This window comes from Rugamonas rubra, from assembly GCF_900114705.1.
GTDB lineage: Bacteria > Pseudomonadota > Gammaproteobacteria > Burkholderiales > Burkholderiaceae_D > Rugamonas > Rugamonas rubra.
The window spans coordinates 1-11,644 of sequence record NZ_FOTW01000055.1 but is presented as its reverse complement, the minus strand read 5'-3'; the positions used below and the strand labels follow the sequence as shown (position 1 = coordinate 11,644).

Below are 11,644 nucleotides of genomic sequence, written 5' to 3'. Positions count from 1 at the left end.
GTAATGCATTAAGCTAACCAGTACTAATTGCCCGTACGGCTTGTCCCTATAACCTTAGCAGGTTGTAAGAATGAGAAGTTACGTGTCGCCTGAGTTGTTGATACATCGTTCATTACCCCTGATCTTTACTTTGAATAAACGGTATAAATCGTTTATAATGCTTCTTCCAGATTCAAGTGCCGCTGTCCAATTGGAAGCGAACACTGTACAAGTCAATGCCTGATGACCATAGCAAGTTGGTACCACCCCTTCCCATCCCGAACAGGACCGTGAAACAACTCTGCGCCGATGATAGTGCTGCAACCAGTGTGAAAGTAGGTTATCGTCAGGCTAGTTATATAGTAGTGTAGAAAAACCCACCAGCCTGAACGCGCTCAAGATCGCGTTCAGCGCAGGTGGGTTTTTTTTCGTCCTAAATTCTGCCAACATCCAAAAAATTGCCCAATCGCAATGCGAAGGTTCTTCTGGCAATTTACGATGCAGTCTCTACCAGCCCACGGAGACTGCAATATGGACATCCTGAAAGAGCGGGCCAAGCTCGGCGATTCGCTGCTTGCCCCCATCAACCTCATCCTCGACCGCCAGCGCGGCGACATCCTCAGCACCTTCGTCGGCAAATCCGGCGATCTGACCCACACCATACTCAACAACGAAGAAACCCTGCGCCGCGTTGCCGACTATTGCTACGAATTTCTTCCCTGGCCGCTGCGGATGGCGGTTAAAAAGCCGACCTTTGTCGAGTTTGTGCTGACCCATCGGCACGCCGTCCTAGCGCAGTTGGCCCAGCCGGCCTAGGCAGTTCTCCCGCGTCGCACAGTACGGGCCTGCTTGCCGGCCTGTACTGTGGCGCAGATTTCCAGCACCATCGGCCCAAGAGCCATACCAAAAAGTATCGAGACTACGATTCCCAGTATCGGAAAGTATCGAACTCCAGTGATACATTGACATGGTGGTGACAAATAGCACCGCGAAGACAAAAAATCATAAAAACACTGGAGACAAGACATGAAACGTATCGCCCTCGGCGCTGTATGCGCTGCCCTGTTGGCCGCCAACACCGGCGCCATTGCCGCAACCGATCTGGTCATCGCCACCGTCAACAACGGCCACATGATCGAGATGCAAAAGCTTAGCAAGTTCTTCGAGCAGGCCAATCCCGACATCAAACTGAAATGGGTCACGCTGGAAGAGGGCGTGCTGCGCCAGCGCATGACCACCGACATCGCGACCAAGGGCGGCCAGTTCGATCTGATGACGATCGGCATGTACGAGGCGCCGATCTGGGCCAAGAAGGATTGGCTGCTGCCGATCAAGCCGGACGCCGGCTACGACGTCGACGACCTGCTGCCGACCATCCGCGAAGGCCTGTCCAACAACGGCGTGCTGTACGCCGCGCCGTTCTACGGCGAGAGCTCGATGATCATGTACCGCAGCGACCTGGTGAAGAAAGCCGGCATGACCATCGAGGAGCGGCCGACCTGGGACCACATCCGCGCGGTGGCCGCCAAGATCCATGATCCGGCCAACGGCGTCTACGGCATTTGCCTGCGCGGCAAACCGGGTTGGGGCGACAACATGGCCTTCATCACCACCATGGCCAACTCCTACGGCGCCCAACTGTTCGACATGAAGTGGCAGCCGCAGTTCACCAGCAAGCCGTGGAAGAACGCGGTCAACATGTATGTCGACCTGTTGAAGAACTACGGGCCGCCGGGCTCGTCGTCGAACAGCTTCAACGAGATCCTGGCGATGTTCAACGAAGGCAAATGCGGCATCTGGATCGACGCCACCATCGCCGCCTCCTTCATCACCGATCCCAAACAGAGCAAGGTGGCCGACAAGGTCGCTTTCGCCCAGTCGCCCTACGCGGTGACCGAGCGCGGCGCCAACTGGCTGTGGGCATGGTCGCTGGCGATTCCGAAAAGCTCGCGCCACCCGGAGGCGGCGCAGAAGTTCATCAACTGGTCCACCTCGAAGGACTACATCAAGTTGGTGGCCAAGGAGTCCGGCTGGGCCAACGTGCCGACCGGCACCCGCAAGTCGACCTACGCCAATCCGGAGTTCGCCAAGGCCGCGAAGTTCGCCGCCGCCGAGGGCAAGGCCATCGCCACCAGCAGCCCGAAACACAGCACGCTGCAGCCTTCGCCGTACATCGGCGTGCAGTTCGCCGCGATTCCCGAGTTCCAGTCCATCGGTCTGGCGGCCGGCCAGCAGATCGCCTCGGCCCTGCTGGGCAAGCAGACGGTCGACCAGGCGCTGGACATGGCGCAGCAGGCGGCCGACCGCGAAATGCGCAAGGCCGGCTACTACAAATAGCCATCCCGCCGCGCCGGCCACCATGCCGGCGCGGCGGCACCCGCCCGTAGCCGAAGTCCACAGAAGCCGCCGGCCCGCGCCGGCCGCTTCGCACGCACCTTGAGATACCCATGAACCGACTGATACCCCGGACCTTGCTGACGCCGGCCGTGCTGGCCATCGCCGTCATTTCCATCGTCCCGCTCCTGATTACGATCTACTACGCCTTCGTCAAATTCAGCCTGCTCTCGCCCGGCGAGCACGAATTCCACGGCCTGGCGAACTTCCATTACTTCTTCACCGACGGCGCCTTCCTGCCGGCGCTGAAAAACACTTTCGTGCTGATGTTCTCGGTGATGCTGGTCACCGTGGTCTGCGGCGCCGCCCTCGGCCTGCTGATCAACGACGCCTTCCCCGGCCGCGCCGTGGTGCGCGTGCTGTTGATCTCGCCCTTCCTGATCATGCCGGCGGTGAACGCGCTGATGTGGAAGAACATGCTGCTCAACCCCATCTACGGCCTGTTCGCCCAGGTCAGCATCTTGTTCGGCCTGCCGCCGGTCGACTGGCTGTCGCACTACCCGCTGCTGTCGATCGTGATGATGGTGTCATGGCAGTGGCTGCCCTTCGCCTGCCTGATCTTCATGACCGCGCTGCAGTCGATGGACCGCGAGCAGCTGGAGGCCGCCGGCATGGACGGCGCCAACTACCTGCAGCAGCTGCGCTACCTCTACATCCCCCACCTCGGCCGCGCCGTCTCGGTAGTGCTGATGATCGAGATGATCTTCCTGCTGTCGGTGTTCGCCGAGATCTTCACCACCACCGGCGGCGGCCCCGGCTTCGACACCACCACGATCACCTTCATGATCTACCAGCAGGCCTTGCAGTCCTACGACATCGGCGCCGCCTCGGCCGGCGCCCTGTTCGCGGTGCTGTTGGCGAACATCGCCGCCTTCTTCCTGATGCGCGTCATCGGCAAGAACCTGGCGAAATAAGGAGAACACGATGAACAAACCACTCACCCTCCACCTGCGCACCGGCGCCGCCTGGTTCTTCGCCTTGCTGCTGTTCTTTCCGATCTTCTGGCTCGGACTGATGGCCTTCAAGACCGAGGCGCAGGCCATCTCGACGCCGCCGCTGCTGTTCTTTTCGCCGACGCTGCAGAGCTTCCGCGACGTGCTGGCGCGCGACAACTATGTCGGCTACGCCTTCAACTCGCTGATCACCAGCGTGCTGTCGACGGCCATCGGCCTGGCCATCGCCATCCCGGCGGCCTACTCGATGGCCTTCTTCCCCACCCGGGGCACGGTCGGCCTGCTCAAGTTCGTGCTCAGCTCGCGCTACATGCCCGGCGTTGGCGCGCTGATGCCGATCTATATCTGCTACCAGTACTTCGGTCTGCTCGACAGCCGCATCGGCCTGACCATCATGTTCATGTTGATGAACCTGCCGATCATGATCTGGCTGCTGTACACCAATCTGCGCGAACTGCCGCGCGAGATCCTCGAGGCGGCGCGCATGGACGGCGCCACCGTCGGCCACGAGTTCCGCTACATCGTGCTGCCGTTGGCGGTGGGCGGCATCGCCTCGACCGCGCTGGTTTGCATGGTGTGGGCCTGGAACGAGTCGTTCTGGTCGCTCAACCTGGGCGCCTCCAACGCCGGCACGCTGGCCTGGCTGATCGCCTCCTACTCCAGCCCGGAGGGCCTGTTCTGGGCCAAGCTGTCGGCCGCCTCGCTGATGGCCATCGCACCGATCATGGCGCTCGGTTGGTTCTGCCAGAAGCAGCTGGTGCAGGGCATGACCTTCGGCGCAGTCAAATAAGCACGGCATATTCAAACACGGGACTTGATCATGGCTTACCTACAACTCAGCAACATCGAAAAATTCTTCGGCGACCACCACGCCATCAAAGGCATCGACCTGCAAATCGAGAAGGGCGAGTTCGTCGTCTTCGTCGGCCCCTCCGGCTGCGGCAAGTCGACCCTGCTGCGCCTGATCGCCGGCCTCGAGACCATCGACAAGGGCAGCCTGCAGCTGGACCGGCGCGACATCACCGCGCTGCCCTCGTCCAAGCGCGACCTGGCGATGGTGTTCCAATCCTACGCGCTGTATCCGCACATGAGCGTGTTCGAGAACATGTCGTTCGCGCTCAAGCTGGCCGGCGTCGACCGCGCCGTCATCCGCGAAAAGGTCGACAAGGCCGCCGCCATCCTCGACCTGGGCAAATACCTGGAGCGCACGCCCAAGGAGCTGTCCGGCGGACAGCGCCAACGCGTCGCCATCGGCCGCGCCATCGTGCGCGACCCCAAGGTCTTCCTGTTCGACGAACCGCTGTCCAACCTGGACGCGGCGCTGCGCGTGCAGACCCGCATCGAGATCGCCAAGCTGCACCGCGAGCTGGGCGCCACCAGCATCTACGTCACCCACGACCAGGTCGAGGCGATGACCCTGGCCGACCGCGTGGTGGTGCTGCGCGACGGCCAAGTCGAGCAGCACGGCTCGCCGCTGGAGCTGTACGACCGGCCGGCCAACCGCTTCGTCGCCCAGTTCATCGGCACGCCGAGCATGAACGTGGTGCCGGCGGCGGCCCTGCCGCAGCTGGCGGCGCTGGCCGGTAGCGCGGCGCACGCCGATGGTTTCGTCGGCATCCGCCCCGAGCATGTGAAGCTCGACGCGCCGGGGCAGCATGGACTGGCGGCGACGGTGGACATGGTCGAGTCGCTGGGTGTGGAGACGCTGGTGTATGCACGCATGGAGAACAACGTGCAGATCGTCTCGCGCGGCAGCGAGCGCAGCGCCCTGCATCCGGGCGACCGCACCATGCTCAGCTTCGACCTCGGCAAGGTGCACCACTTCGACCGCTTCGGCAACACCTACGCGGCCGCCGCAGGGGGAGCGCTGTGATGGGCAACGACAACCCAACGATAGCACTGAACCAGGCCGCGCTCGGCCACCTGCCGGACGGCGTCGCCGGGCCGGCCTACGCGCGGCAGGATGTGGCCCGCAGCATTGTGCACATCGGCGTGGGCGGCTTCTTCCGCTCGCACCAGGCGGTGTATCTGGACCAGCTGCTGCACCTGCCGGGCCAGACGCCATGGGGCTATTGCGGCGTCGGGCTGCTGCCGCACGACGCCGCCATGCGCGACGCCATGCGCGCGCAGGACTGCCTGTACACCGTGGTCGAGCGCGGCGCGCAGGGCGAGAGCGCGCGCGTCATCGGCTCGGTGCTGGAGTTCCTCTACGCGCCGGACGACGCCGAGGCGGTGCTGGAGAAGATGGCCGACGCGGGCACCCGCATCGTCTCGCTGACCATCACCGAAGGCGGCTACTACATCAACCAGGGCACCGGCGAATTCGACGCGGCCCATGCCGACATCGTGCACGACCTGGCCCATCCGCGCACGCCGCGCTGCTCCTTCGGCTATCTGGCCGAGGCGCTGCAACGGCGGCGCGAGCGCGGCCTGGCGCCGTTCACGGTGATGTCCTGCGATAACCTGCAGAACAACGGCGACGTGATGCGCAAGATGCTGCTGGCCTTCACGCAGCTGCGCGACCCGGGCCTGAGCGCCTGGCTGGAACAGCACTGCGCCTTCCCGAACAGCATGGTCGACCGCATCACGCCGGCCACCACCGACGAGCACCGCGCGCTGGTGCGCCAGCGCTTCGGCCTGGCCGACGCCTGGCCGGTGATGACCGAGCCCTTCCTTCAATGGGTGGTCGAGGACCACTTCCCGGGCGGCCGTCCGGCCTGGGAGTTGGTCGGCGCGCAAATGACCGACGACGTGCTGCCCTACGAGAAAATGAAGCTGCGGCTGCTCAACGCTGGCCACCAGTCGCTGTGCTACATCGGCATGCTGTTCGGCTACGAGTTCGCCCACCAGGCGATGGACGATGCCGACATCCGCCAGCTGTTCAGCGACATGATGGACAAAGAAGTGACGGCGCTGCTGCCGCTGGTCGCCGGCATCGATCTGGCCGACTACAAGCGCACGCTGATCGAGCGCTTTGCCAACCCGGCCATCCGCGACCAGTTGGCGCGCATCGGCACCGAAGGCTCGGCGCGCATTCCCAAGTTCGTGCTGCCGTCGGTGCGCGAGCAGCTCGAGCGCGGCGGCCCGATCAAGCTGCTCAGCTTTACGGTGGCGTGCTGGTTCCGCTACCTGAACGGCAGCTCGGAGCAGGGCGTGGCGATGCCACTCAACGATCCCTACGCGGCGCGCCTGCGCGAGCTGGCCCTGCTGGGCGGCGCCGACGCCGGCCCGCTACTGTCGATGCGCGAGTTGTTCGGCGAGCTGTCGGAGCAGCCGCGCTTCGTCGCGCAGGTCGGCGACGCGCTGGCGCGACTGTACCGCGACGGCGCGCGCGCGGCACTGCGCCACGCGCTTGCCGCGCCGTCCGAGCTGGCGGGATAAGGCCATGTATCTCGGCATAGACCTCGGCACCTCGGAGGTGAAGGTGCTGCTGATCGACCAGGCCCAGGCCGTGGTCGCCAGCGCGCACGCACCGTTGGCGATCAGCCGGCCGCAGCCGCAATGGTCGGAGCAGGACCCGGCCGACTGGTGGCGCGCCACCCTGGCCGCCATCGGCACCATCGCGCGCAGCCATCCGCGCCAGCTGGCGGCCTTGCGCGGCATCGGCTTGTCCGGCCAAATGCACGGCACGGTGCTGCTCGACGCGGCAGGCCGCGTGCTGCGGCCGGCCATCCTGTGGAACGACACCCGCGCCGGCGCCGAGTGCGCCGAGCTGGAGCGGCGCGCGCCGCAACTGCGCGCCATCACCGGCAACCTGGCCATGCCCGGCTTCTCGGCGCCCAAGCTGTTGTGGGTGGCCTCGCACGAGGCGGAACTGTTCGCCCGTACCGCCATGGTGCTGCTGCCCAAGGACTATCTGCGCTACCTGCTGACCGGCGAATTCATCTCCGACATGTCGGACGCCTCCGGCACGCTGTGGCTGGACGTGGCGCGGCGCGACTGGTCCGAGGCGATGCTGCAGGCCTGCGGCTTGAGCCTCGCGCAGATGCCGCGCCTGGTCGAAGGCAGCGCGCCCGGCGGCATGTTGCGCGCCGAGTTGGCGCGCGACTGGGGCATCGCCGCGCCAGCGCAAGTGGTGGTGGCCGGCGGCGCCGGCGACAACGCCGCCAGCGCCGTCGGCATGGGTGTGGTGGCGCCGGGCGAGGGCTTCATCTCGCTGGGCACCTCCGGCGTGCTGTTCGCCGCCAGCGACGCCTATCGGCCCAATCCGGCCCAAGGGCTGCACACCTTTTGTCACGCGCTGCCGGGACAATGGCACCAGATGGGGGTGATGTTGTCGGCCGCCAGCTGCCTGCGCTGGGTCACCCAGCTCACCCACGCCGCCGACGAGGCGGCGCTGCTCGACGAGATCGCGCTGGCGGGGCCTGCCGCATACCAAGCGGCGCCCCTGTTCCTGCCGTATTTGTCGGGCGAGCGCACGCCGCACAACGATCCGCACGCCAGTGGCGTTTGGTTCGGACTGCGCCACGATACCGACCGCGCGTTGCTCGGCTATTCCGTGTTGGAGGGCGTGGCCTTCGGCCTGCGCGATAGCTATCTGGCGTTGCAGGCGGCCGGTGGTTCGATGCGCGGCGCCGCGCTGGTCGGTGGCGGCAGCCGCAGCCGCTACTGGGCGCGCCTGCTGGCCAGCGCGCTGGATCTGCCGTTGTCGCTGCACAGCGGCGGGGAGGTTGGCGCGGCGCTGGGCGCGGCCAGGCTGGCGCTGCTGGCCGCCAATCCGCAGCTCGGCGTGGCCGAGGTGTGCGTGGCGCCGCCGGTGCTGGAGGTGGTCGCGCCCGAGGCGCAATGGCAGGCCGCTTTGCTGCCGCGCTTCGAGCGCTTCCGCGCCCTGTACGGGCAGTTGAAGCCCTTGTTTTGAGACACGTCGGCTTTGCTATACTTGGCTTGAGCGGCGACCCGCTATGGCAGGACGGGTTCGCCGCCAAGCACCGCGCCAGTCGGGGCAGAGACAGGAGGAGAGACAGATATGCCAGCCAAGAGCATTCACCAAACGCTCCAGATGGAGCACATCTGCGTGCGTGACCCGCAGCAGGGGTTCGAACCGGACGGGCGCTACGGCTTCATCCGCTACCTGGAGCACGGCGTGCCCAGTTCGCTGGTGCGCTGGCACTACCACGAGGAGTACGAGCTGCACCTGATCTGCGCCAGCAGCGGCAAGGTCTTCGTCGGCGACTACATCGGCCAGTTCGCGCCGGGCCACCTGGTGTTGACCGGCCCGCGCGTGCCGCACAACTGGGTCTCGCTGGACACGCCGGAGGAGGGCGTCAAGCTGCGCGACATGGTGGTCCAGTTCAGCCACGCGCCGCTCGAGCAGATGGCCGCCGCCATCCCCGAGCTGCGCGCCGTGCTGCCGCTGCTCAGCCGCGCCACCTACGGCATCGAGTTCTTCGACCTGAGCGAGCAGGCCATGCGGCGCTTCGAGCGCATCCGCGACAGCAACGGCCTGCCGCGCTTCATCGAGTTCCTCTCGCTGCTCGGCGAGCTGGCCGAGAGCAGCAACTACCAGCTGCTGTCGACCGTGCCGATGCAGTCGAGCGACGACGACGACGCGCTGGCGCGCATCAGCTCCGCCGTCAACTTCATCGTGCAGAACTTCAGCAGCCAGTTTTCGATGAGCGATTTGGCGCAGCAGCTCGGCATGTCCGAGCGGATGTTCACGCGCTTCTTCCGCAGCGCGACCGGCAACAGCTTCACCGATTTCGTCAACCGCCTGCGCGTCAACAAGGCCTGCCAGCTGTTGATGGAAACGGAGCGCTACGTCACCAACATTTGCTATGACGCCGGTTTCAACAACGTGGCCAATTTCAACCGTCGCTTCCTCGAACTGAAGGGCATGACGCCGAAGGAGTTTCGCCAGCAGGCGTCGGGCCGCTTCGGCGCCTGAACAATTCGCCGCGCGGAGTCGGCGAGTATCGGTAATCGCGTTTTCAGTATCGGAATGGCGGCGCGGCCGCTGCTAGACTTTCTCTCACGATGCAAATCAATGCATCGACTATAACGAGAGGAGACTGTCCATGAATCGCCAGCACATCGCCACCGCCGCCCGAGGTGCCCCATGAACCGCCTAGCCGATAAACACGCGTTGTTGACCGGCGCCGGCGGCGGCATCGGCCTGGCCGTGGCCGAAGCCTATCTGGCCGAAGGCGCCAGCTGCACCGTGGCCGACCTGGCGCCGCAAGCGCCGGCCGCCGTGGCCGAGCTGATGGCGCGCCATCCGGAGAAGCTGCAGTATGTGCGCGCCGACGTCACCGACGCCGCCTCCGTGCGGCAGCTGCTGGCCGCCGCGCAGCGCCGCTTCGGCCCGCTCGACATCCTGTTCAACAACGCCGCCGTGTTCGACATGGCACCCTTGCTGGAGTCCGACCTGGCCATGTACCAGCGCATCTTCGACGTCAACGTCAAGGGCATGTTCCTGGTCATGCAGCAGGTGCTGCAGAGCATGCGCGACGCCGGCCGCAGCGGCTCCGTCATCAATCTCGCCTCGCAGGCCGGGCGGCGCGGCGAGGCGCTGGTGTCGCACTACTGCGCCAGCAAGGCCGCCGTGATCAGCTACACCCAGTCGGCCGCGCTGGCCATGGCGCCGCACGGCATCCGCGTCAACGGCATCGCGCCCGGCGTGGTGGACACGCCGATGTGGGGCCATGTCGACGCGCTGTTCGCCCGCTACGAGGGCCTGCAGCCGGGCGAGAAGAAGCGCGCCGTCGGTCTGGCCGTGCCGCTCGGCCGCATGGGCAAGCCGTCCGACCTGAGCGGCGCGGCCGTCTTCCTGGCCAGCGACGAGTCCGCCTACATCACCGCACAGACCTTGAACGTCGATGGCGGCAGCGTGATGAGCTAGGCCGCTCCACCTATTTCCCACAGCAAGCAGTCAGCAGTAAGCAGCGGAGCCGTCCTTGGACAGGACGCTCCGGCAGCACCCCCACGTCCGTCGCTTTACCCATAAAAACATATATCGAGGAGACACAACATGAACAACCTTCTACAGAAATCCCTGCCATTGGCCATTGCGCTCGCCTGTGCCTGCGGTGGCGCCAGCGCCGCGTCGGACGAGGAGGGCTTCCACGGCTACTTCCGCGTCGGCGCCGGCACCTCGACCAGCGGCTCGCGCGGCCCGCAAAGCTGCTACGGCCTGGGCGGCAACACGATGAAGTATCGGCTGGGCAACGAGTGCGACGCCTACTTCGAAGGCGGCTACACCAAGGACATCGCCCAGTCGGACGGCGTGCACTACGTCGCCACCGTCTGGGTCAACGCCTACAGCCCCAAATCCGACTTCGACAACGCCAAGTTGAACGTGCTGAAGGCCTACGTCGAGGCCAAGGGCCTGACCTTCCTCAACGGCGGCACGGCGTGGATGGGTAAGCGCTTCTACAACCGGCCGGACATCCACATGCTGGATCTGCAGTACATCAACTTCAACGGCACCGGCGCCGGCCTCGACCAGATCAAGGTCGGCCCGGGCAAGTTCGCCTATGCCTTCTTCAAGGACAACGACGCCACCGCCACCTCGGCCGACGGCACGGTGCTGGGCACCACGGCGGCGACCCGGCAGAACTTCATCTACCAGGACGTGCCGGTCAACGCCGGCGGCACTATCGACCTGGCCGCCTCGGTGATCACCGCGCAAGGCGGCAACAAGCTGGGCGCCACCCATAACGGCTGGCAGATGTCGGCCTTCCACCGCCAGACCGAGGTGTTTGGCGGCGCCAATACGTTCGGCGTGCAATATGGCGTCGGGCCGGGCACCGGCATCGGCGTCGGCAACGACCGCATCGGCGCCTCGGGCAGTACCTTGTTGGGCTCGGATGTGACCCGTTTCCGTGTCTTCGACAATGTTTGGGTGCAACCGACCTGGAACTTCGGCATGGAGTTCGTTGCCTTGCTACAGAAAGACAAGTCCGACGCGATCGGTTCGACCACCTGGACCACACTTGGTGTGCGTCCGGTGTACGCGGTGAACCAGAACCTCAAGCTGGTGATGGAGTTGGGCACCGACCGCGTCACCTCGCCGACCGGCGGCGCCGCACAACGGCTGACCAAGCTGACCTTCGCACCGACCATCTCGGCCGGCCCCGGCTTGTGGTCGCGTCCGGAGTTGCGCGCCTTTGTGACCTACGGAAAATGGAATGACGCCGCCACCGCGTCCGTCAACGCCAGCAACAATTCCGGCCCGGTCTATAACAACAATACCAGCGGTACTTCGTTCGGTTTCCAAGTGGAAGCCTGGTTCTAAGCGATTACTTACGCAGCAAGGCTTGCCAACGCTGGCAAGCCTTGCTATAGTTCGCCTCCCCGCAGAAATGCACGCAGAAACAAGC

The 11,644-nt window shown here is 65.1% G+C and carries 10 protein-coding genes and 1 rRNA gene; all 11 read left to right on the top strand.

The features are described 5' to 3' along the window. The first annotated feature begins 218 nt into the window (after positions 1–218). Positions 219–331 (top strand): 5S ribosomal RNA (rrf, locus tag BM252_RS29420). 179 nt (positions 332–510) lie between these two features. After that, positions 511–795, top strand: coding sequence for a hypothetical protein (locus BM252_RS29415; protein ID WP_093391315.1), 285 nt, complete (start codon positions 511–513; stop codon positions 793–795). 210 nt (positions 796–1,005) lie between these two features. After that, positions 1,006–2,316: an ABC transporter substrate-binding protein gene (locus tag BM252_RS29410; protein WP_093391313.1), complete on the top strand. Its 1,311-nt coding sequence runs from the start codon at positions 1,006–1,008 to the stop codon at positions 2,314–2,316. A 110-nt stretch (positions 2,317–2,426) separates the two neighbouring features. Next, complete coding sequence (locus BM252_RS29405; RefSeq protein ID WP_093391312.1) at positions 2,427–3,287, top strand: carbohydrate ABC transporter permease; 861 nt, start codon at positions 2,427–2,429, stop codon at positions 3,285–3,287. Between the two features lie 10 nt (positions 3,288–3,297). Beyond that, positions 3,298–4,116: a carbohydrate ABC transporter permease gene (locus tag BM252_RS29400; RefSeq protein WP_093391310.1), complete on the top strand. Its 819-nt coding sequence runs from the start codon at positions 3,298–3,300 to the stop codon at positions 4,114–4,116. A 30-nt stretch (positions 4,117–4,146) separates the two neighbouring features. Next, positions 4,147–5,199, top strand: a complete 1,053-nt coding sequence (locus tag BM252_RS29395; protein WP_093391316.1) for an ABC transporter ATP-binding protein — start codon at positions 4,147–4,149, stop codon at positions 5,197–5,199. After that, on the top strand, positions 5,199–6,707 hold the full coding sequence (locus tag BM252_RS29390) for a mannitol dehydrogenase family protein (RefSeq protein ID WP_093391309.1): 1,509 nt from the start codon (positions 5,199–5,201) through the stop codon (positions 6,705–6,707). The genes BM252_RS29395 and BM252_RS29390 overlap by 1 nt, the downstream gene beginning before the upstream one ends. Positions 6,708–6,711: 4 nt before the next feature. After that, complete coding sequence (gene xylB / locus BM252_RS29385) at positions 6,712–8,184, top strand: xylulokinase (protein WP_093391307.1); 1,473 nt, start codon at positions 6,712–6,714, stop codon at positions 8,182–8,184. Between the two features lie 108 nt (positions 8,185–8,292). Continuing rightward, positions 8,293–9,210: a helix-turn-helix domain-containing protein gene (locus BM252_RS29380; protein WP_093391306.1), complete on the top strand. Its 918-nt coding sequence runs from the start codon at positions 8,293–8,295 to the stop codon at positions 9,208–9,210. A gap of 171 nt (positions 9,211–9,381) precedes the next feature. Continuing rightward, positions 9,382–10,164: an L-iditol 2-dehydrogenase gene (locus BM252_RS29375; protein WP_093391304.1), complete on the top strand. Its 783-nt coding sequence runs from the start codon at positions 9,382–9,384 to the stop codon at positions 10,162–10,164. A 129-nt stretch (positions 10,165–10,293) separates the two neighbouring features. After that, positions 10,294–11,559, top strand: a complete 1,266-nt coding sequence (locus tag BM252_RS29370; RefSeq protein ID WP_093391303.1) for a maltoporin — start codon at positions 10,294–10,296, stop codon at positions 11,557–11,559. The last annotated feature ends 85 nt before the right edge of the window (positions 11,560–11,644 follow it).